At 62.0% G+C, this 20,605-nt stretch carries 17 protein-coding genes; 9 read left to right on the top strand and 8 right to left on the bottom strand.

The genetic code is table 11. The features are described from left to right. Genes AC5ZG1_RS18320 through AC5ZG1_RS18305 form a run of 4 tightly spaced genes read right to left on the bottom strand, consistent with a single transcriptional unit; the run spans position 1 to position 3,453 of the window. Positions 1–1,356 (bottom strand): FAD-binding oxidoreductase, encoded by a 1,356-nt coding sequence (locus AC5ZG1_RS18320; RefSeq protein ID WP_456641282.1) that lies wholly within the window; start codon positions 1,354–1,356, stop codon positions 1–3. Next, complete coding sequence (locus AC5ZG1_RS18315) at positions 1,353–2,183, bottom strand: cysteine hydrolase family protein (RefSeq protein ID WP_456641283.1); 831 nt, start codon at positions 2,181–2,183, stop codon at positions 1,353–1,355. Before AC5ZG1_RS18315 ends, AC5ZG1_RS18320 begins: the two co-directional genes overlap by 4 nt. Before the next feature lie 3 nt (positions 2,184–2,186). Next, positions 2,187–2,606 carry a cupin domain-containing protein gene (locus AC5ZG1_RS18310; protein ID WP_456641284.1) on the bottom strand — a complete coding sequence of 140 codons (420 nt, stop codon included), beginning with the start codon at positions 2,604–2,606 and terminating at the stop codon, positions 2,187–2,189. Between the two features lie 19 nt (positions 2,607–2,625). Then, the gene (locus tag AC5ZG1_RS18305) at positions 2,626–3,453 is read right to left on the bottom strand and encodes a creatininase family protein (protein WP_456641285.1); all 828 of its coding nucleotides are present in this window, start codon (positions 3,451–3,453) and stop codon (positions 2,626–2,628) included. A 189-nt stretch (positions 3,454–3,642) separates the two neighbouring features. On the opposite strand from AC5ZG1_RS18305, the gene AC5ZG1_RS18300 reads away from it, so the two are divergent. Further along, positions 3,643–4,545 carry a LysR family transcriptional regulator gene (locus tag AC5ZG1_RS18300; protein ID WP_456641286.1) on the top strand — a complete coding sequence of 301 codons (903 nt, stop codon included), beginning with the start codon at positions 3,643–3,645 and terminating at the stop codon, positions 4,543–4,545. 132 nt (positions 4,546–4,677) lie between these two features. Here AC5ZG1_RS18300 and AC5ZG1_RS18295 read toward each other — a convergent pair whose 3' ends face one another. From AC5ZG1_RS18295 to AC5ZG1_RS18280, 4 genes are all read right to left on the bottom strand, one after another. Further along, positions 4,678–5,751: a BMP family ABC transporter substrate-binding protein gene (locus AC5ZG1_RS18295; RefSeq protein ID WP_456641329.1), complete on the bottom strand. Its 1,074-nt coding sequence runs from the start codon at positions 5,749–5,751 to the stop codon at positions 4,678–4,680. A 74-nt stretch (positions 5,752–5,825) separates the two neighbouring features. Beyond that, positions 5,826–6,746 carry an ABC transporter permease gene (locus AC5ZG1_RS18290; RefSeq protein ID WP_456641287.1) on the bottom strand — a complete coding sequence of 307 codons (921 nt, stop codon included), beginning with the start codon at positions 6,744–6,746 and terminating at the stop codon, positions 5,826–5,828. Further along, the gene (locus AC5ZG1_RS18285; RefSeq protein ID WP_474419096.1) at positions 6,743–7,849 is read right to left on the bottom strand and encodes an ABC transporter permease; all 1,107 of its coding nucleotides are present in this window, start codon (positions 7,847–7,849) and stop codon (positions 6,743–6,745) included. The genes AC5ZG1_RS18290 and AC5ZG1_RS18285 overlap by 4 nt, the downstream gene beginning before the upstream one ends. Further along, positions 7,836–9,416: an ABC transporter ATP-binding protein gene (locus tag AC5ZG1_RS18280; RefSeq protein WP_496133677.1), complete on the bottom strand. Its 1,581-nt coding sequence runs from the start codon at positions 9,414–9,416 to the stop codon at positions 7,836–7,838. Before AC5ZG1_RS18280 ends, AC5ZG1_RS18285 begins: the two co-directional genes overlap by 14 nt. Positions 9,417–9,779: 363 nt before the next feature. On the opposite strand from AC5ZG1_RS18280, the gene AC5ZG1_RS18275 reads away from it, so the two are divergent. The 8 genes from AC5ZG1_RS18275 to AC5ZG1_RS18240 all read left to right on the top strand — a co-directional run bounded on the left by AC5ZG1_RS18275 (position 9,780) and on the right by AC5ZG1_RS18240 (position 19,999). Next, positions 9,780–11,120, top strand: coding sequence for an 8-oxoguanine deaminase (locus AC5ZG1_RS18275; RefSeq protein ID WP_496133676.1), 1,341 nt, complete (start codon positions 9,780–9,782; stop codon positions 11,118–11,120). 245 nt (positions 11,121–11,365) lie between these two features. Beyond that, positions 11,366–12,850, top strand: coding sequence for a 4-hydroxyphenylacetate 3-hydroxylase family protein (locus AC5ZG1_RS18270; RefSeq protein WP_496133675.1), 1,485 nt, complete (start codon positions 11,366–11,368; stop codon positions 12,848–12,850). Between the two features lie 25 nt (positions 12,851–12,875). Beyond that, positions 12,876–14,060, top strand: coding sequence for an amidase (locus tag AC5ZG1_RS18265; RefSeq protein ID WP_496133674.1), 1,185 nt, complete (start codon positions 12,876–12,878; stop codon positions 14,058–14,060). Next, on the top strand, positions 14,057–14,974 hold the full coding sequence (locus AC5ZG1_RS18260; RefSeq protein ID WP_496133673.1) for a polysaccharide deacetylase family protein: 918 nt from the start codon (positions 14,057–14,059) through the stop codon (positions 14,972–14,974). The genes AC5ZG1_RS18265 and AC5ZG1_RS18260 overlap by 4 nt, the downstream gene beginning before the upstream one ends. Next, a complete protein-coding gene (locus AC5ZG1_RS18255) occupies positions 14,971–16,476 on the top strand; it encodes an amidohydrolase family protein (protein WP_496133672.1) in 1,506 nt (501 codons plus the stop codon). Before AC5ZG1_RS18260 ends, AC5ZG1_RS18255 begins: the two co-directional genes overlap by 4 nt. A gap of 4 nt (positions 16,477–16,480) precedes the next feature. After that, positions 16,481–17,938: an FAD/NAD(P)-binding protein gene (locus AC5ZG1_RS18250; RefSeq protein WP_496133671.1), complete on the top strand. Its 1,458-nt coding sequence runs from the start codon at positions 16,481–16,483 to the stop codon at positions 17,936–17,938. Positions 17,939–17,978: 40 nt separating this feature from the next. Next, entirely contained in the window at positions 17,979–19,046 is a 1,068-nt protein-coding gene (locus AC5ZG1_RS18245) for a hypothetical protein (protein ID WP_496133670.1), read from the top strand. Further along, on the top strand, positions 19,022–19,999 hold the full coding sequence (locus AC5ZG1_RS18240) for a substrate-binding domain-containing protein (RefSeq protein ID WP_496133669.1): 978 nt from the start codon (positions 19,022–19,024) through the stop codon (positions 19,997–19,999). Before AC5ZG1_RS18245 ends, AC5ZG1_RS18240 begins: the two co-directional genes overlap by 25 nt. The last annotated feature ends 606 nt before the right edge of the window (positions 20,000–20,605 follow it).

Below are 20,605 nucleotides of genomic sequence, written 5' to 3'. Positions count from 1 at the left end.
TCACGGTCGCTCCGGCACGAAGCTGCGCATTTTGCCGGGGTTGAGCAGCCCGTACGGATCGACCTCGTGCTTGAAACCGAGCTGATCGGCATCGGCGCGCTTATAGCGGCTGCCGTCCTCCACCGTGAAGACATGCGGATTGGCGATATGGACGCCGTGCGCCTCGTGCAGGCTGATGATCTCGTTCAGCCTGTCTGCATTGGTATAGCGCACGACGGGCAGCCCGCTGCAGGTGACGCGGCCGCCGAAGCGGATGAACTCCAGATGCTGCAACACTTCGTCTGGAAACAACTTGCGCATCTCGACCACCTTCTCCATCAGCCGATCATCCGGATAGAGGCATTGCAGATAGGTGACCGAACGGTCGGTCTTCAGGACCTGCAGCGTGGTGTGGTTCCAGGTGTACTCGTAGAGCGGCACCTGGCCCGGGCTCTCGTCGGTCGGCGTCTCCAGCGTGATGGTGCCGCGGCCGGCCAGCAGCGACTTGAAACTCTCGAGCGAGGGCTCTGCGATCATCGCGATCAGGATGCTCTTGCCGTCGGGACAGTACGGCTTCAGCGCACCGAAATAGGACGGCAACGGAGCGGTAATCGGCGACAGCAGCTTCTTGACGATCCCGTCCGCCAGCGCGGCCTCGTAGCCGAACGCCGCAGCGTCGACGAAATCGTCGAACGCCACGACGACATCGATCCATCGCCAGGCGGGCGCGAGCGGCATTTCGAGTTCGGTGATGATGCCGGTGGTGCCGTAGGCGCGGTTGATCTTCTGCGCCGCGTCGCCACGCAACTCGATGACGCGCGGCTCTTCCTCGACCGTGACCACGCGCGCGGCGAGGATATTGCCGGGCTCGCGCAGGCCGCCATGAACGACCGAGCCGATGCCGCCCGATCCGCCCGCCACGAAGCCGCCGATCGTCGCCGTGCGCTTGGTGGAGGGGTGCATGCGCAGCTCCCAGCCGCGGGGCTGCAGCTCGGCATCTATCGTGTTTAGCTTCGCGCCGACACCGACCCGGATCAGGCCGGGCTTGACCCATTTGGTACTGTCGAGCGCCAGAACGTCCAGCAGCACGCCACCGCGCAGCGGCACAGCCTGGCCGTAATTGCCGGTGCCACCCGCGCGCACTGTGATCGGCACGCGATGCCGCGCGCAGGCGGCGGCAACGCGGATGACGTCGGCTTCGTCCCGCGGCGAGGCGACGAGATCGGCCGACATGCCGTTCAACTGCTCGTTCAGCACCGGGCTGTACCAGAAGAAATCGCGCGAGCGCCGGCGCACGACCTTGGGATCGGTAACGACAGGAACGTCGCCCAAATCGTCGATGAGCCGTGCGAGGGTTTCGGACGAAAGCTCGTTCATGGCATAATCTTCGCTGCTTGCTGCCCGCCTTCGCCGAGCCCCGCGACGATCGTCTGCGAGCTCAGGACGAAGCCGAAGCATTGGCGCACATTGTAGAGGGTCGCCGCGAGGCAATAGTCCGGCGATGTGGTGGCCACGCAATCTCCCAGCAGCAGGCAGTCATAGCCGCGGAAGTTGGCGTCCTGTAGGGTACACAACACGCACTGGTCGGCATTGACGCCGGCGAACATCACCGTGGTGACGCCGAGATTGCGGAGGATACTCTCAAGCTCGGTGTCCTGGAAACCTGACATCCGATACTTGGCAACCTGGATATCGGACGGATCGACCTTGAGCTCGTCGACGATCGCGGCCGACCAGCTTCCGCGCTCGAGCACCCTTGCGCCGGAGCCAGGCAAGGGATCGCCGAGACCGACGCTGCGGCCATCGGGATTATAAACGTGCAGAAGCGCCGGGCTGAGATTGAGTCTATCTGGTCGGTTACCCCAGTTCACCCAGATGACCGGTACACTATGAGCCCGCAGCACGGGAAGCAGCCGACGTAGCGGCGCGATCGGCCGCCGTGCCGGCGCGACATCCACGCCAACATGTGCGAGCCAGCCGTTCGGATGGCAGAAGTCGTTCTGCATATCGATCACGATCATCGCCGTGCGAGCGAGATCGACAGTGATCAGCTTGCCGTCTGCCTGCAGGGTGACCGGCTCTGGCGGTATCGGATCGCGCACCAGGTCGGCGCGGGCCGCTGACACGCGCCAGCGATTGCGCGCGCTCGATCCGAGCGGCCAAAGCGCGTCGTCCTCGCCGGTGTGGCGTGGCACCGAACTCATCGGCTATTGCCCCTGCAGGATGCAGATATCGTCGGGCTCGAGCGCAACGCGCTCGCCGCCACGGATCAGTTCGGCGAAGCCCTCGTTCGGGGTCATCACCGTGAGCGTGTACAGCTTTCCGGCGCCGGTGTTCTCGATCACGTGCTCGGAGCCCGGATGCAGCAGCAGCGAGTCGCCCTTCTTGATCGGCAGCCTCTTGCCGTCGCAATACGCGACGCCCTCCCCGTGCAGGACGTGGAAGAATTCGTGCGCCCGGCTGTGCTCGTTCGGCGGCGTCGCTCCACCGACCTTGAATATCTCGATGACGAAAATGTTGTCGATCCGGTCGGTCTCCTGATCGAACAGCATTACGAAGTAATTGGTGTCCTTCGGTGAAATCCGGAAAGCTGTCGCCTGTGCAAGGTCTACGGCACTGAATGCCATATGTTAGAGCTCCTTATCGTCATCCGCGCCGCGATCCATCGAACGCCGTGTGGGTCGCGATACGCGACAATGGATAGCGGCTGATCTCCTCGATCAGCTTGATAAGCCGCGCGGCAGAGCGCTCGACGGCGAGCCGGCCAAGCTCGGCAGTAGCCTTGGTGGCGTCGCCGCAGGCGCCCTTTGGATGCAGATCCTGCGCCTGCCAGCCGAACCTGGCGCCAGCTTCCGGACCGAGCATTTGCGACTCGCGTTCGATCTCGACCGACAGCGGGACGAAGTTCTCCGCGTGATGCATCTCCACGAGCTCGGGATGCAGATGCAGCATCACACTGGTCTCGCTCTGACCGCCATGAATGCCATGCCGATTTTCCTCGGGCGGAAACAACGCATCCAGATCGATCAGCCGCGGCCACATCACGCTGACGGCGAACATGCCGAGCTTGACGCGCAGATCGCGGCAGACGATCTCGAGTAGCTGCGGCTGACCGCCATGCGAATTCAGGAACAGAATCTTGCGGACGCCAGCGCGATGGACGCACTCGCCCAGTTCGTACCAGACGCGCCCGAGCGTTTCGTGCGACAATGTCAGCGTGCCCGGAAATGCCAGGTGCTCGTCGGATTTGCCGACCGGCATCATCGGCAACACCAGCGCCATCAGATCCGGCGGCATCAGTCCAACGGTTCGGGCCACGATGCCCGCATTGATGGCGGCATCGACCCTGACGGGCAGATGCGGCCCATGCTGCTCGACGGCGCCGACGGGCAGGATCGCAACCACCCTCTCCGCGTCCAGCTCGGCGAAATCCTTCGTGCTCAGATCCCACCACCAATGCGACTTCAGCTCCATTCTTTCATTCGGCTCCAACGGCTGATTGCGCCGGCGGCCTGCAAAAGAGCCCGGCGCCGTTTGCCTGCTATTCAGGCTTGCGATTGTGCACGCGCCACGATCACTTGAAAGCGCTTTAATTCGGCAAGTCCGTTGCCTTTTGGGCAACGCGAGTCATCTGCTCCGAAGGCGCAACAAGGTAGAAGGGAAATGCTTCACGGTCGGCTGTTGAACTATATCGACGAGGTTGCGCGGACGGGCTCGATCCGGAAGGCCGCCAATCATCTGAACGTTGCCGCTTCCGCCATCAGCCGCCAGATCCTGGCGCTGGAAAGCCAATTGGGAACGCCAATTTTTCAACGGCTCCCAAAGAAGCTGGTCCTGACCGCTGCCGGAGAGATTCTGATCGGCCACGTCAGGCAGACCCTGAAAGAACTGACGCGCGCGCAAACCAAGATCGAGGAGCTCAAGGGGCTGCGGCGCGGCGAGATCACCATGGCGATGATGAGCGGGCTCGCGTCGAACCTGGTCCCCGGAACGGTAAAGGCGTTCCGGATCGCCAATCCAAGGGTCAAGCTCAACCTGACGCTGTTCAACACGGGCGAGGAGATTCAGTTCGCTGTCGCCAACGGCGAAGCCGATCTCGGCATCGGATTCGACTTTACCAAGGACGGCAATCTGAAGGTCCTGGCGCGCGCCGGCGCCAAGCTCGGTGCCGTCATGGCGCCGAACCATCCGCTTGCGAAGCGAACCGGCATCCGGCTGAGCGACTGCATCGACTATCCACTTGTCGTTGCCGACGACACGAGCGCGATCAGGCCTTACTTGAACACCGCGTTTACGCGCGTCTCACTGGATCTGCAGCCGATCATCGAGACCAATGCCATCGAGATCATGAGGCACTCCGCGATGGTCGACAACGGGATTACCTTTCTCACGCCGTTCGATATCGAGTTTGAGCGGCGGGCGGGACGCCTCGTCTACCTGCCGGTCCGCGAACTGTCGCATGAGTCCCAGACCTTGATGCTGATCGGTCACGAACGGGGAAGCAGCGCGATCGCAAGCGTGCTGGCGGAATTGCTCAAGACGATGATGCGCGAGGCGAGCGGATGAAGGCTGTCTACGCCGGCCCATCGAGGACGAGTTGGCCCTATCGGCCGCCCTACAGCGCGAAGTGCAGGTGGTCTCGCCGCGAGACACCTGCACTTCGTTCGCTGACCTCTCGCCCGACCGATGGTTAAGGCCTTATTTTGGAACGGTACCCTCGACCCCTTCAACGTACCAGTTGAGCGAGCTGAAAGTGGCCTCGGACATCTTACCGCCGGCGGGAACCATCTCCTTGCCGGTGTTGTCCTTGATCGGTCCGGCAAATGGATTAAGCGTGCCCGCGATGATCGCCGCCTTCTTTTCCTCAAACACCTTGACGACTTCTGGCGGGATATTGGGATTGAGCGGAGCCATCACCACCAATCCTTCCTTGAGTCCCCAACGGATGCGCCGATTACCGGTCCAGGTGCCATCGAGCACCTTCTTGGTCTCGTCGATGTAATAACCGCTCCAGTCCTCCGTCGAACCAGAGAGCTGGGCTTTCTTGCCGAAGCTCGACATATCGGCATCGATGCTGAACGCATAGGTGCCCTTCTCCTGCGCCGCCTGGATCGAGGCCGGCGAGTCCGTGTTCTGGGCAACGTTGTCCGCACCCTGCGCAATCAACGTGTCTGCCGCCTGGCGCTCCTTGCCGGGATCATACCAGGTGTTGACCCAGATCGGCTTCACCTTGATCTTCGGATTCACGGCTTGAGCACCAAGGGCCATCGCGTTGATATTGCGCATGACGCTCGGGATCGGGAACGAACCGATGAAGCCAAGCGTGTTCGTCTTCGTCATCAGCCCGGCGATCGTGCCGATCAGGTAGAAGCCTTCCTCGAAGCGCGGCTCGTAGACCGTGATATTGGCCGCTGTCTTGAAGCCGTTGACGTGCTCGAACTTGACGTCCGGAAACAGCTTGGCGACCTTCTGAAGCGGCTCCATGTAGCCGAACGAAGTCGCAAAGATCAGCTTGTTGCCGTCGGCTGCGAGCTGGCGGAAGACGCGTTCGGAATCCGCGGTTTCCGGGACGTTTTCCACGAAGGTGGTCTTGATCGCAGAACCCATCGCCTTCTCAAGCGCCAGCCGGGCCAGATCGTGCTGCTGCGTCCAGCCTCCGTCGCTACGCGGTCCCAAATAGACGAAAGCGACCTTCAGCGGCTCGGCAGCAGGAGCCGCGGCCGGTGCGGCCACTCCCAAGCCCACCGCGATCGACATGGACCACACTTTCAGAAACGTTCTTCGTTGCATAACGCCTACCTATGTCTGGAGCTTGAATTGTTGAAACCGCACCGCGAGGCCCCTGATCACGCGGCCGAATGGAAACTCCGGCCAAGGGAAGCCGGTTGGTTCAACAAGATGGTCTTGGGATCGCGGCAGATGATCACCAGCACGATGATCGTCGCCGCGTAAGGCAGCATCGACAGGAACTCGGTCGGGATCGGCAGACCGAAGCCCTGCGCGAACAGTTGGAATTGCGTGACACCACCAAAGAGATACGCACCGACAACGATGCGTGTCGGCTTCCACGTGCCGAAAACCACGAGCGCAAGCGCGATCCAGCCCTTGCCGGCGGACATGCCCTCGACCCACATCGGGGTCTGGACCAGCGACAGATACGCACCCGCGATCCCAGCCATCGCCCCGCCGAACATCACAGCCAGGTAGCGAGTCTTCAGGACGGACTTGCCGATCGAATGCGCGACACTCGGCGACTCGCCGATCGCCCGCAGCGTCAGGCCGGTGCGCGACTTCGTCAGAAACCACTGCACGCCCACGAACAGTGCAATGGAGAGATAGACCATGATGTCGTAGTGAAACAGGAGATCGCCCACCACGGGAATGGCGCTCAGCCCGGGAATGGTGATCGGCGTCAGCCGGTTCACCGGCAGGCCGGCGTAGTTGTAACCAACGAAGGCTGACAGGCCGATGCCGAACAAGGTGAGCGCGAGGCCGGTAGCGACCTGATTGGTCTGCAGGTTGAGCGTGAGAAAGCCGAAAAGCAGGGACAACGCGACGGCGGCGCAGGCCGCAGCGAGGAAACCAAGCGCAGCGCTGCCGGTCGCATATGTCGTGGCGAAGCCGGTCACCGCACCGATCAGCATCATGCCCTCGATGCCGAGATTGAGGACGCCGGACCGTTCGACGACGGTTTCGCCAAGAGCCGCGTAGATCAGCGGCGTGGCCGCGACCACGGTGCTGGCGATCATCGGGACAATGGGATTCATGCGGCGGTCTCCGCCTGTACCGGTGGTTTCAAGGTATTGGCCTCGACCGGCGCAACGCGTTTCAGCCGGAACGTGATAAACAGATCGGCGGCCAGGAGGTAGAACAGCAACAAGCCTTGGAACAGCCCGGTGATCGCGGACGGCAAGCCCATGCCCATCTGTGCCGCCTCGCCGCCGAGATAAAGCAGCGACATGAGCAGCGCGCCGAACACAACGCCGATCGGATGCAGGCGGCCGATCCAGGCCACGATGATGGCGGCGAAGCCGTAGCCGGGCGATATCTGCTGTTGCAGCCGGCCGATGGGACCGGCGACTTCGCACACGCCCGCGAGCCCGGCGGTGGCGCCACAGATCATCAGCGCAATCCAGATGTTGCGCTTTTCCGAGAAGCCGGCATAGGCCGCCGCGGCAGGAGCCAGCCCCGCGACCTGCATGCGGAAGCCGGCAAAGGTCTTCTGCGAGAATATCCAGGCCACCAGTGCCAGCCCGAGCGCATAGACAATGCCCCAGGTCACCCGCGTTCCGCTGATGAGGATCGACATCGTCTCGGCATCGCCGAAGCCTTGCGATTGCGGATAGTTCAGCCCCTGCGGATCGCGCCATGGCCCGTGCACGAGCCACGACAGCACCAACTGGGAAATGTAGACCAGCATCAACGTGACGAGAATTTCGTTGGTGTTGAACCGGGTTCGAAGAAAGGCGGGAATCGCGGCCCAGGCCATCCCGCCGAGCACTCCGGCCAGTAGCATCAATGGCAACGCAAACGCAGATTCGCTGTCGCCGGACCAGAGCGCGACGCCGCCGCCGGCGATCGCCCCCATGGTGAGCTGTCCTTCGGCGCCGATGTTCCAGACATTGGCCCTGAAGCCCAAGGCGAGGCCCAATCCGCAGAGCAGCAAGGGCGTCGTTTTCAGGAGCAATTCCCCGATGCCGTAGGTGGTCGACACCGGCTTGACGAAGAACAGATAGAATGCCTCCACCGGATCCTTGCCTAACACCTTGAACAGCACGAATCCGGTTATGAGCATACCGACCGCCGCCAGCAGCGGCGAAGCGACGCTCATGATGGACGACGGCGTCGCGCGCCGCTCAAGCTTGAGCATTGGCCGTCTCCAGATGTGCGTTTGCGGAAGCCGCGCGGTCGTCCGCCCGATCGCCGAACTTGCCGCTCATCCATGTCCCGATCTGCTCGATCGATGTCTCCGCAGGCTTGACCGACGGCGAAAGACGTCCGTCGGCGATCACCGCGAGGCGGTCGCTGATGGCGAAGAGCTCGTCGAGTTCTTCTGAAATCACCAGAATCGCCACGCCCTGATCGCGCAGATCGATCAGGGCCTGCCTGATCAATTGCGCCGCGCCGACATCCACGCCCCAGGTCGGTTGCGCCACGATCATCATCCTGGGCTGCAGCATCGTCTCCCTGCCGACGATGAACTTCTGCAGATTGCCGCCGGACAGGCTGGAGGCGACCGATTGGTCGCCGCCGCATTTGACCTTGAAACGCTCGATCACGTTCTTTGAAAAAGTCTTCATGACCGACGGATGGATGATGCCCCTCTGCACCATGCCCTTTCGCGCTCCGGTCAGGAGCGCGTTCTGAGCCAAGCTCATCGGAGGCACCGCGCCACGTCCAAGCCGCTCTTCCGGAACAAAGGTCAGACCAACCGCGCGCCGCTGCGCCGGATTGAGGTTGCCGGCCGGCTGCCCCAACAGCTTGATCATGGAAGCCGGGCTCAAGCGCTCGCCCGAGAGCGCCGTCATCAATTCCTTCTGGCCGTTGCCCGAGACACCCGCGATCCCGAGGATCTCACCGCTGCGCACCGTCAGGCTGACATCCTTGAGCGACGTCCCGAAAGGATCCGGCGAAGTCAGCGACAGACGTTCGACCTTCAGCCTTTCTTCTTTGGCTTCGCGCGGCGCAAGGCGACATTCCGCCAGTTCGCCGCCGATCATCATTCGCGCCAAGCTTTCATTGGTCTCGTTGCGCGGAATGGCCGTGCCGCTGACCCGTCCGCCGCGCAGCACAGTTGCGGTATCACAGAGCGCGCGGATTTCATCGAGCTTGTGGCTGATATAGAGGATGCTGCATCCTTCCGCCGCCAGACGGCGAAGCGTCTTGAACAGGATGAGGACGGCCTGCGGCGTCAACACTGAAGTCGGCTCGTCCATGATCAGGAGCTTCGGCTCCTGAAGCAGGCAGCGAACGATCTCAACCCGCTGTCTTTCGCCCACCGACATGCTGTGAACCAGCCGGTAGGGGTCGATGGGCAGTCCGTATTTCTCCGATACTTCTGTTATCTGCGACGCCAGCTTCGCGGTCGGAACGGCCTCATCCAGCGCAAGCGCGATGTTTTCCCAGACCGTCAGCGTCTCGAACAGCGAGAAATGCTGGAACACCATGCCGATGCCCATCCGCCGCGCCTGTGCCGGCGCGGCGATGGTTTCATACTGCCCGTTCCACATGATGGTGCCGGCGTCCGGCTTGGTGACGCCGTAGATCATCTTCATGAGCGTGCTTTTACCGGCACCGTTCTCGCCGAGCACGGCGTGGATCTCGCCGGGACGGATGCTTAGCGAGACATCGTCGTTGGCGACGACACTGGGATAGCGCTTGGTGATACCAGTCAGCACCAGACGCGGCTTCAGATCAGCAAATCCAGACTGGTCCATGTCTCCAATGAGCCTCGATCCGGTAAAAGCACGGGGGTGGCCGCGCTCCTAGTGAGCACAAGCAAGCCGCGCGCCAAGTCGCCGCAAGGGGCAGTCCGGAGAACGGCGGATCGACAACCGACAGGCGCCTCGCTTACCCACCGCCGCCGCGAGGTTGACGGCCGGCACCACATTTCGCTGAGCGATGTCGCGGCGGTGCCTTACCGCGGAATGAGCTCGATAGTGTCTGGCATCCGTCTTGCTCTCCGACCAATCGGATTTGCGGAGGTCAAGAATGCCCTGTGTCGAACGCCGAGCTGTTTCTTGCAACGGAATCAAACCGCTCGCTCGCGCACAAGAAGCCGGTCTAGCGGTGCAGACCCGATGAAAACCTGGATTCGCGATCCGATTGCCATGCTGGCGGATGGCGGCAAGCGCGGGCTTGTCATTGAGGACGGAAAGATCATCGAACTGGTCGGACCGGACGGCCCGACAACGCCATGCGATGAGATATTCGATGCACGCCGGCACGTGATCATTCCTGGCCTCGTCAATGCGCACCACCACTTCTTCCAGACACTGACGCGCGCCCATCCTCAGGCGATCAACAAGCCGCTGTTTCCGTGGCTGAAGCAGCTCTACCCGATCTGGGGGTCCTATCTCGACCGCGACCGCTTCCGGCTCGCGGTTCGTGTGGCGCTGACCGAACTGTTGATGTCCGGCTGCACCACCGCGTCCGACCATCTGTTCGTTTTCCCACAAGACATGGCTGACGCCGTCGACATCGAAGCCGAAGAAGCCTCCCGGCTTGGAATGCGGATGACGCTGACGCGCGGCGCCATCAATCTCGGCTTTGCGAAAGGGGGCATTGCCGACGAACGATTGATGCAGGATCACGATACGGCGATCGCCGATTGTGAGCGGGTGCTGGCCAAGTATCACGATTCTCGCGAAGGCTCGCTGCTGCGCGTTGCACTGGCGCCGTGTGCGCCGTTCAACGTCACGCGCCAGATGATGATCGACACGGCTACACTGGCTTCGAAGCATCACTGCCTGCTCCACACCCATCTCGGCGAAACGCATGATGAGGATGATTACTGCCTCCACCATTATGGCTGCCGTCCGCTCGATTATCTCGAACAGGTCGGCTGGATGAATGAACGCGTCTGGCTCGCACACGGCATCCACTTCAATGACGCCGAAATCTCGCGACTGGGCGCACACGCCATGGGCATCTGTCACTGCCCGACCTCCAACATGGTGCTGTCATCAGGCATTTGCCGGACCAGGGATCTCGAAGCTGCGGGCGCGACCGTCGGCCTCGGCGTCGACGGCTCTGCCTCGAACGACAGCTCAAACCTGATGGAGTCGGTGCGCCACGCATTCCTGCTTGGACGGCTCGCCTACGACGCATCCGCGGTCACCCACCTCGATGCGTTCAGGTGGGCGACAGAAGGCTCCGCCCGATGCCTTGGACGCAGTGATATCGGCAAGATCGAAGTTGGCCGTCAGGCCGACCTTGCCTGCTTCACGCTCGAAGAACTGAGATTTTCAGGAGCCGGCGACCCGATCGCGGCTCTGGTTCTCTGCGGCGCGCATCGGGCGGATCGCGTCATGATCAAGGGCAAATGGCGCGTCACGGACGGAGCACCGGTCGGGATCGATATCGCTCAGCTCAGATACGAGCATGGCAGGGCTGCGGCGGCATTTCTGACCAAAATCTAGCTGTGGAATAGCGACGCATGAGGGAGCTGGCCGCACGCAACTGCACACAATTTCGCGTCTTCATGCTCAATTCCTGACCACACCATTCGATAGCGCGCGAAAAACTCTGGAAGAGTCAGCTATCGCACTGCCCAACGGTTCAGCTTGACCACCGATCTTCGCGAACACTAGTGTCAACGACGCTTCCGGCTGCAATGGGTAAATGCCTGGCGTCGGATTCCAGCACAATTTTGCGGAGTCCTTGCATGGCCAAAGACGGAAACGCCTATCTTTCAAGTTTGCGCGACGATCGCTCGATCTACATCGACGGGCGGAAGGTCGCGGATATCACGACCGACCTCAGCTTTCGCAACGTCATCGAGACGGTCGCCGGACTGTACGATTTCCAGGCCGCGCCGGAGAACCTTGATCTGATGACGTTCCAGTCACCGACCAGCGGCGAGCGGGTGAATCTGGCCTGGCAGCTTCCGAAGACCTATGGCGACCTCGTGAGGCGGCGACACGCCATCGAAACATGGTCGACACTGTCCTGCGGCATGATCGGCCGATCGCCCGACCACGTGGCGTCCACGCTCGCAGGCTTCCGGATGGGACTTGCCGCCTTCCGCGACCATCATCCCGCCCGCGCGGCCGCAATGGAAGCGTATTTCCAGTACGCCCGGGACAACGATCTTTTCCTGTCCTACGTCATCATCAATCCACAATCGGACAAAGGAAAATCAGCAGGCGAGCAGCCGGATCCACATCTCGTGGCTTCCATCGTCGACGAGGACAGCGGAGGCATCACCATCCGTGGCGCCAAGATGCTGGCGACCAGCGGCGTGATGGCGAACGAGCTTCTGATCTCGGGCTTTCAGGCGCTGCAGGCCGGCGACGAAGCCTACGCTTTCACGGCTGTCGTGCCATTGGGCGTCAAGGGATTGACGCTGATGTCCCGCCGCAGCTACGAGCAGAATGCCACTTCGACGTTCGACTATCCACTCTCTTCCAGGTTCGACGAGAATGACGCCGTCGTCCATTTCGACGACGTCAAGATACCCTGGGACCGCGTCTTCGTGTTCAAGGACCTGAAGATGGCCCAGGCCCAGTGGCACGACACCCGCGCGCATGTCTTCCAGAACTATCAATGCATGGTCCGCCTGATGGTGAAGCTGCGGTTCCTGCTGGGAGTGGCGCGCAAGATCGCCGAGACCAACAACATCATCAACTTTCCGCAGGTGCGCGACACGTTGGGTTTGATGGCGGCCAAGGTGAGTAACATCGAAGCGCTCGTGATCGCGATGGAGATGAAGGGCGAGACTTTCGGCGAGTTCTACGTGCCGGACCGATCCCTGCTCTGCACGGCGCAGGTCATCGCGCAGAACACCTATCCGGAGATCATAGAAGCGATCCGCTCGCTCTCGGGCGGCGGCATGATCATGGTGCCTTCTTCCTACGCCGATTTCGCGACCCCTGAAACCAATGCCATCATTCACAAGACGCAGCGTTCGCCCATCACGACGTCGGAGCAGCGCGTCAAGCTGATGAAGCTTGCCTGGGATGCGGTCGGGTCCGAATTCGGCTCGCGCCATCTGCAATATGAAATGTTCTATTCCGGCGCGCCGTTCGTGACGCGCGGAAACAGCTTCCGGTTTTTCGACTGGGATAGTGTCAAGGGCCCCGTCGACCGGTTCATGAGTTCCTATGATCTGCCGAAAGGCGATTTGAAGCTTTCGGATGCCGCAGAGTAGCCGGGCAGTGCGATCGATGGTCAGCATGGAAGAGATCAGGCGTCTGGCATTCGTGGAGCATGGCCCCTCTTCGCTCAAGCTGGTTCAGCATGGACCGCTCTCGGACCTGTCTTTTGCGGCCAAGGATCTGATGGATGTCGCCGGATACAAGACGGCGTGGGGAAATCCGGATCGGCTGCGGGACGCCGATCCGGCCGTCGCGACCGCGCCGGCCGTGCTGGCCCCGTTGATGGCTGGCGCGCACCTCGTTGGAAAGACCCACACCGACGAACTCGCCTGCGGCATGTTCGGAATGAATCCGCATTTCGGGATACCGATCAATCCAAAGGCACCGGCGCGCGTACCCGGCGGATCTTCCAGTGGTTCGGCGTCTGCCGTCGCAGCCGGCTTTTGCGACTTCGCGCTTGGCACCGACACGGGCGGTTCGATCCGTGTGCCCGCAAGCTTCTGCGGCCTCTATGGCCTGCGGACAACTTACGGCCGTTTGTCGGTCGCCGGCATCATGGCGATGGCGCCGAGTTTTGATTCCGTCGGCTGGCTCGCGCGCGATGCGGCGACGATAAAACGCGTCGGCGAGATCTACTTCGGAGCGAGCGGACCGTTCAAGCCGGCCCGCCTGCTGCTCGCGCGCGACGCGTTCGACGTCCCCGTGCGCGAGATCGGCGAGGCGCTTCTGCCCGTGGCAAAGTCGCTTGGCGAGGCGACTGAAGTTACGTTGTTCGAGGAAGGTGCCGAGTTCTGGCTTGACACGTTCAGGCCACTGCAACTCCAAGATCTCTGGTCGACGCTCGGCGCGTGGGCCACAATGCCGCGCCGAGCCTTGAGTCCCGCAGTGGCCGACCGGATCGAGCTTTCATCGCGCGTCGATTCCGCAAAGTTCGCAGTCGCGGTGGCGCGCCGCGAACAACTGACGGACCGGCTGGTATCGCTGCTCGGAAACGACGGCGTGCTGATGATTCCGACCGCGCACGCTCTTCCGCCACTTCGCGAGGCGCCCGTTTCGGCACAGATCGAATTCCGGGAAAGGACGCTGGCCCTCACCTGTGTCGCCAGCCTGTGCCGGCTGCCACAGCTCAACATCCCGGCGATCACCGTCGATGGCTGTCCGGTCGGACTATCGTTCATCGCAGGTCCGCGCGGTGATCAGTTCTTGCTCGATCTTGCCGCCAAGATCGGCGATGCCTTGCCGGCAGCTTCGGGCGGACAATGAAAGCCCACGACGACCGGGATTTCGTCGGTTACGGCAGAGGGCCGCCGAGGCCGCGCTGGCCGAACGACGCACGGCTGGCAATCGTGATCGTCCTCAACATCGAAGAAGGCGCCGAACCATCGATTCCCGATGGCGACGGCGCAACGGAACTGGCGCTGACCGACGGCATCGCGCAGGAGGTCCCGACAGGAATGCGGGATTTCGTCGCCGAATCGCTGTTCGAATATGGTTCGAGGGTCGGCTTCTGGCGGATCGTCGACACCATGGCCGAACGCAGCATCCCGCTCACCGTCAACGCCTGCGCGCAGGCCTTGTTGCGCAACCCCGAGGCCGCGGAGGCGATCAAGGCACACGGTTTCGACCTGTGCTGCCATGGCGACCGTTTCGTCCGGCATTTTCTGATGAGCGAAGCCGAAGAACGAAGCGTCCTTGGCCGCGCCGTGGCCGGCTTCGAACAGGCGGTTGGACGCCGTCCGCTCGGCTGGCAGAGCCGTTATTCGCCGAGCCGACATACCCGCGCGCTTCTGGTCGAGCATGGCGGCTTTCTCTACGATTCCGACAGCTATGCTGACGACTGGCCTTACTGGGTAAGAGTCGGCAAACGTCCCCATCTCGTCATTCCACACAGCTTCACCAACAACGACAATCGGCTTGCGACTGCAAAACTCGGTACGGCGAACGATTTCTTCGACCATCTTTCGTCGGCCATGCGTGTCCTCCATGAGGAAGGCCGCAGTCATCCGCGCATGATGACGATCAGCCTGCACAGCAGAATTTCCGGCCAGCCGGCCCGGTTCGAGGCCATCACCCGGTTTCTCGATTTTGCGGCGAAGCATGAAGCGGTCTGGTTCGCCGGCCGTAGCGACATCGCCCGGCACTGGATTGCGACCCATCCCCCAGGACAAGGTCAATGACGGCGCAGGAACGTCTCTTGCTATCGGGAGGCCTCGTCGTCGATCCGGCATCCGGAACGGTCGATCGAAAGGATCTGCTGATCGAAGACGGCAGGCTTGCCTGGATCGGAACAACCGGCGCGACACCTGCGCGTTCAGCAACGCGGCGCGATGTCAGCGATCGGCTGATCGTCCCCGGTCTCGTCAACTCCCACACGCATGGCCACGCCAATCTGATGAAGGGCATCGCCGAAAGGTGGACACTCGAGGCGTCGCTGACGAACGGACCATGGCTCGCCGGCCCGCGCGATCCGGAGACGATCTATCTGTCGACGCTGGTCGGCGCCATCGACATGCTGACGAAGGGCTGCACCGCCTGCTTCGATCTCGTCTACGAGTTTCCGCGGCCGACCGTAGAAGGCTTCATGGCGGCCGCGCGAGCCTACGCCGATGCCGGGATGCGCGCCGCGCTCGCGCCGATGATCGCCGACCAGACCCTGTTCCAGTCGATCCCGGGGCTGGCGGACGCGCTGCCGCCGGATTTACGCGCGTCGGTCGGCAACTTCTCGCTTGCAAGCGGCGATAGGACGCTTGCGGCCATGGAAGAAATCATGGCCGCGCAAGCGCAGCTCCCCAAGAGCATCTCGATCGCCATCGCACCGACGATCCCGCATCACTGCTCGGAGCCTTTCCTGCAACGCTGCATGGAGATCGCCGAACGCCACGGGCTGCCAATCCACATGCATATCGCAGAGTCGCGGCTGCAGGCGGTCGCCGCCCGCAAGATCTATGGCCGCTCCCAAGTCCGCTATCTTGCCGACCTCGGCATGCTCAGGCCCAAATTCACGGCAGCGCACGGCGTCTGGCTCGACGATGACGACCTCGACCTGCTCGCAGAGCACGGCTGCTCGGTTGCACACATTCCCGCAAGCAATTTCCGGCTCGGCTCTGGCATCGCTCATGTCAGGCCGATGCTGGCGCGCGGCATCAATGTCGGGCTGGCGACCGATGGCGCAAACTCCTCCGACTCCCTGAGCATGCTACAGGCGATGCGGCTTGCCTCCTTCTCAGCGCAGGTTTTCGCCGGCCCGCGCGACGAGTGGCTGCAAGCCAGCGAAGTCGTCCGGCTCGCGACCCGAGGTGGCGCGCAGATCCTCGGCCTCGCGGCATGTGGCCGGATGGAACAAGGAGCGTGCGCCGACCTCGCCCTGCTTGATCTGAACCACATCGATTTCATTCCCGCCACCGATCTCGTCAACCAGTTGGTGACGAGCGCGGACTCCGCCGCTGTGACGGACGTCATGGTCGGCGGCGAATTCAAGGTCGTCGATCGGAAGATCGTTTCGGTCGACGCGGGAGAACTGCGTAGCCGGGTCGCCGAAAGCCTCGCGAAGCTCTCGGCCGCAACGCGCGACGCCCGCACCCTTGCCAGCCGGCTCGAACCCCATGTCGTAGCCTTCGCCCATTCGATGGCGCAGGAGCCGCTTCCGATCGAACGGCGTATTCCACTGGAGGCGAGATAGCCTGATGCTTGCGACGAACCAAGCAAGTGGCGCCCTGCTCGAACTTGAACGGCGCGTTCGCTTTGATCTGGATTGCCTCGCCTACCCGGCCCGGCAATGGACGATTCCCCATAGCCACGTGGGCGAGCCCGTGCACGACGCGGTCATTGTCGGCGGAGGCCAAAGCGGAACTTCGATCGCCTTCCGCCTTCTGCGCGAGCGGGTGACCAACGTTCGCGTGCTCGACAAAAATCCTGCAGGTCTCGAAGGCCCGTGGCTGACATTTGCCCGCATGCACACACTGCGAACACCAAAAACCGTGACCGGCCCGGATCTCGGTCTTCCCAGCCTCTCGGTCCGCGCCTGGTGGGAAGCGCTCTACGGCAAGACCTCCTGGGAGGAATTGAACAAGATCCCGCGCGAACTCTGGCAGGCCTATTTGACCTGGGTGCGGAACGCCGTCGGCATGGAAGTGAGCAACGGGGCCGAGGTAACCGATATCGAACCACTCGCCAATGGTCTGCTCGCGGTCCACGCGCGCGTCAACGGGGCGGCCGAGAGGCTGCTTGCCCGCAACGTCGTGCTCGCCACCGGGATCGAAGGGTCTGGGCGATGGGCCGTGCCCGACGTGATCGCGAAGGCATTGCCGCGAGAGCGCTACGCCCATACAGCGGAGCCGATCGATTTTGCCGCACTGGCGGGAAAGAACGTCGCCGTGATCGGCGCCGGCGCCTCGGCGTTCGACAACGCCGCCATGGCGCTCGAGAACGGCGCGGCCTCGGTCCATCTGCTCGCTCGGAGAAAAAAGCTTCCGACCGTCAATCCCAATCGCTGGATGGAGTTCGCTGGCTTTCTGCGCCATTTCGGCGACCTCGATGATGCTCGCAAATGGCGCTTCATGAAGATCATCTTCGACATGAACCAGCCGCCTCCGCAGGACACGTTCGACCGCTGCGTTCGCCACGGCAATTTCTTCGTGCAACTCGGCTATCAGCTTGAGCGCGTCGGCTTCGATGCCGGGAAGATTTCGCTGAACAATTCTGGGCGAACGGAGCGCTTTGATTTCCTGATCGTTGGCACCGGATTCACCGTCGATCTCGCCACGCGGCCGGAATTGGCCCGCTTCCATGACAAGATCGCGCGCTGGTCCGATCGCTATCAGCCGCCGGCCGGCGACGAGCATCCGCAACTCGGCGCCTACCCTTATCTGTCACCCAGCTTCCAATTCACCGAGAAGGTCGCGGGATCGGCGCCGTATCTCGCCAACATCTTCAGCTACACGTTTGCGGCGATGCCGAGCCTTGCCTGCTCCGCCGGCATCTCCGCCCTCAAATTCGGCCTCGATCGTATAGCAGCGGGCATCAGCCGCGGCCTGTTCGTCGAAGACGCCGACGCCTATCTTCAGTCGCTTCTCGACTACAACGAACAAGAGCTTGACCCCACCGCTCTGCTTAAGCGCGAAACTCGGGAAAACGTCGTTTGAGTGATATCCGCCCCTGCAAGACTACAAGGAATACATTGCCATGGTGAGCGTCGAGGACCGATCCAAGCGCATCCTGGAGTCAACGCTGAAGATACAGAGCCCCTTCGAGCTCGACCGAACGCTTTGTCTTTACAGCCCGCAGGACAATGTCGACTCGCTGAAGCATCCGCGCATCGCCGAGTGGCTGCAGTTCATCCAGAACGAATATGAGCCTGAGCTGCCGTCGGCGCGCCGTCACGTGCTGCTGTTCATGCCCTGCACCAAGACCAAGCCGTATCCGTTCTCGACCGAACATATGGCGATCAACCAGCGGCTGCTGGATGAAGGCTTCCGTCCGACGAAGCGCACATATCTTCCGCAGGAATTGCAGGCTCGCCTCGAATCTCCATTTTCGCCGGAAGTCTTGAATCTCTCGCCGCTCGCCAATGACAGCGGCACGGTGCTGCACCGAATGGTGATCTCGGAGCCCATGGCCGTCGTCCCCTACGAGCATATCGTCGAATATCGCGAAAAACCTTCGCCGGCGGTAGCCTATGATGATCCCGGCCTGTTCGAGAACAGGGGCAACGCCGTGTCGCCCTGGAGGGCGGACTCGACCGCAGTGCAAGTCACGGCGACCCGCTGGAAATGGGGCGACGAAGAGCGCCGGCACTATGTCATGATGCACAACGAAATGGCACGCATCCTGGCTGACGTCGTCGCGCGGATCGGCCATCACTATAGCGACATTATTTCATGGGTCGCGCCGGGCCTCACCCATCGCAGCTTCGTTCTGTCGCGCGGCGAGCGCGCCGCTCACCACGTCACGACCTCGCGCAACGTCGGAAGCAGGCGCCTCGAACTGATCGGTGCCAACGATCATCTTGCCGCAGGGCAGAAGATCGCCTGCCTGCCGATGCCGGACGACTGCAAGCTGGCCGTTCAGCGCCTGTCGCAGCGGCTGGGGATCGACATCTCGAAGGCAACCGCCATCTACGCACGCGGCGGCGCCAATGCGACGCCGCTCGCATTGCCGGAGCTGCTGGACGTTCTCGTCAAACGGCTGGCCTCCAACCACCTCGACGTCGAAGAAAGCAAAAAAATATGGCAGCCTTGTCTCTTAAAATAGGGCTCAGCGATTCCGATCGCACCCGACCGATCGCGAACGGTGAAGTATCGATCGCCGGCGTCGAAGCCGACGTGACGTTGATGGGCGTGCAAGCGCTGTTCAACAAGCAGTTGACGGAACATACCTTCGACTGCTGCGAATTTCCGATCACTTCCTATCTGAGGTCGCTCGAACGCCCGGAGTGGCCTTATGTGGCGGTGCCGGTGTTTCCCTCGCGACACTTCCGCTTCTCGAACGTCTTCGTCAACACGTCAAAGCGGATCAGGACACCAGCCGATCTCGCCGGCAAGCGCATCGGCGTGCCCGTGTTCGACATGGCCGCCGCCGTCTGGCTGCGCGGCATCTTTCAGGATTATTTCGGACTGCCGCGCACCTCGCCGATCTACGTGTCGGGTGGCCTGGAAAGCGCCCGCAGTGGCGACGAGCATCCGCAATTCTATCCCGACCGCTTCAAGCACGAGCAAAGGAACGACAAGAGCCTCGCCGTCTTGCTGGCGGAGGGCGAGATCGACGCTTTATACACCGCGCGGGCACCGAGCACCTGGCGCACTCCTATGGTGACCCGCCTGTTCGAAAATCCCATGGAGGCAGAGCTCGCGTATTTCTCCAAGACCGGGATTTTTCCACCTATGCACCTCATCGCCATCAAGCGAACCATCGCCGAGTCCAACCCGGGCCTGGCGATGGCCGTGTTCGATGGTTTCGCCAAGGCTCAAGCGATCGCCAGGGAGCGACTGTTCGATTCGGCGGCGCTGAGTACGATGCTGCCGTGGCAGCTCGAGAACCTGATGTTCACTGAGCAGCAGCTCGGCAGCGACTACTGGCCGGTTGGCCTCGCAAAGAATCGCTCAACGCTCGACGTTGTCAGCCGCTACATGTTCGAGGATGGCCTGATCTCCAGACAGCTTTCGCCCGAGGAATTCTTTCCGCAACCAGATCTCCTTACCACTTAGTAATTCGTAGAGGGACGCATCGGGATATTGCCCGCGCCACTCGCCTCGGAGCACGCCTTGCACTGAGCACGCCGGATGGCAGAACATCGTCGTTTGGCAGAGGATGTAGCAGAGGTCCGTCCGCCACGTCGCTAAACCCACTATTTCGGAAGCCTGTTTTCCTACCGGAGGGTAGCTTTACTCGCGAGGCGGCGCGTTGAAAGACCGCCACACATCGAGGGCGGTAGCGGTTCAGAATGACCGCTTCTCTCCCTTCTGAGACTCTCCGGTCCGGCCGAATGTCCGGTTTGCACCAAAATCTGCTCGCTAGGATCCGCGCAGAAAAGCGGACCGGGCCCTGAATCGCGCATCACTTCTCGTCACCCATCAATCAAATGTCAGGACGACCTTTCCGAGATGCCCGCCCCGTCGCAAACTATCCATCTGTGTGTACCGAAAACCTTATCCGGGTTGATGACGTAATGGAGTCGCCTAAGCTGGCGGAATGATCGGGCTGCTCTGTTTCGTACTGGCCGTCTTGGCTTCGCCCCTCAAGTCGAAGAGCCGACTTGAAGCAGAGAATGCGGCGCTCAGACATCAGTTGATTGTCTTGAGGCGTAGGCTGCA

Source organism: Bradyrhizobium sp. Leo78 (assembly GCF_059512425.1).
The sequence above is the reverse complement of the archived record's forward strand: the minus strand, read 5'-3'. Positions and strand labels throughout refer to the sequence as shown.

Excerpts from the sequence above, each read along its gene's own strand:
- AC5ZG1_RS18320 (WP_456641282.1), bottom strand. The coding sequence starts at position 1,356 with ATGAACGAGCTTTCGTCCGAAACCCTCGCACGGCTCATCGACGATTTG.
- AC5ZG1_RS18315 (WP_456641283.1), bottom strand. The coding sequence starts at position 2,183 with ATGAGTTCGGTGCCACGCCACACCGGCGAGGACGACGCGCTTTGGCCG.
- AC5ZG1_RS18310 (WP_456641284.1), bottom strand. The coding sequence starts at position 2,606 with ATGGCATTCAGTGCCGTAGACCTTGCACAGGCGACAGCTTTCCGGATT.
- AC5ZG1_RS18305 (WP_456641285.1), bottom strand. The coding sequence starts at position 3,453 with ATGGAGCTGAAGTCGCATTGGTGGTGGGATCTGAGCACGAAGGATTTC.
- AC5ZG1_RS18300 (WP_456641286.1), top strand. The coding sequence starts at position 3,643 with ATGCTTCACGGTCGGCTGTTGAACTATATCGACGAGGTTGCGCGGACG.
- AC5ZG1_RS18290 (WP_456641287.1), bottom strand. The coding sequence starts at position 6,746 with ATGAATCCCATTGTCCCGATGATCGCCAGCACCGTGGTCGCGGCCACG.
- AC5ZG1_RS18285 (WP_474419096.1), bottom strand. The coding sequence starts at position 7,849 with ATGCTCAAGCTTGAGCGGCGCGCGACGCCGTCGTCCATCATGAGCGTC.
- AC5ZG1_RS18280 (WP_496133677.1), bottom strand. The coding sequence starts at position 9,416 with ATGGACCAGTCTGGATTTGCTGATCTGAAGCCGCGTCTGGTGCTGACT.
- AC5ZG1_RS18275 (WP_496133676.1), top strand. The coding sequence starts at position 9,780 with ATGAAAACCTGGATTCGCGATCCGATTGCCATGCTGGCGGATGGCGGC.
- AC5ZG1_RS18270 (WP_496133675.1), top strand. The coding sequence starts at position 11,366 with ATGGCCAAAGACGGAAACGCCTATCTTTCAAGTTTGCGCGACGATCGC.
- AC5ZG1_RS18265 (WP_496133674.1), top strand. The coding sequence starts at position 12,876 with ATGGAAGAGATCAGGCGTCTGGCATTCGTGGAGCATGGCCCCTCTTCG.
- AC5ZG1_RS18260 (WP_496133673.1), top strand. The coding sequence starts at position 14,057 with ATGAAAGCCCACGACGACCGGGATTTCGTCGGTTACGGCAGAGGGCCG.
- AC5ZG1_RS18255 (WP_496133672.1), top strand. The coding sequence starts at position 14,971 with ATGACGGCGCAGGAACGTCTCTTGCTATCGGGAGGCCTCGTCGTCGAT.
- AC5ZG1_RS18250 (WP_496133671.1), top strand. The coding sequence starts at position 16,481 with ATGCTTGCGACGAACCAAGCAAGTGGCGCCCTGCTCGAACTTGAACGG.
- AC5ZG1_RS18245 (WP_496133670.1), top strand. The coding sequence starts at position 17,979 with ATGGTGAGCGTCGAGGACCGATCCAAGCGCATCCTGGAGTCAACGCTG.
- AC5ZG1_RS18240 (WP_496133669.1), top strand. The coding sequence starts at position 19,022 with ATGGCAGCCTTGTCTCTTAAAATAGGGCTCAGCGATTCCGATCGCACC.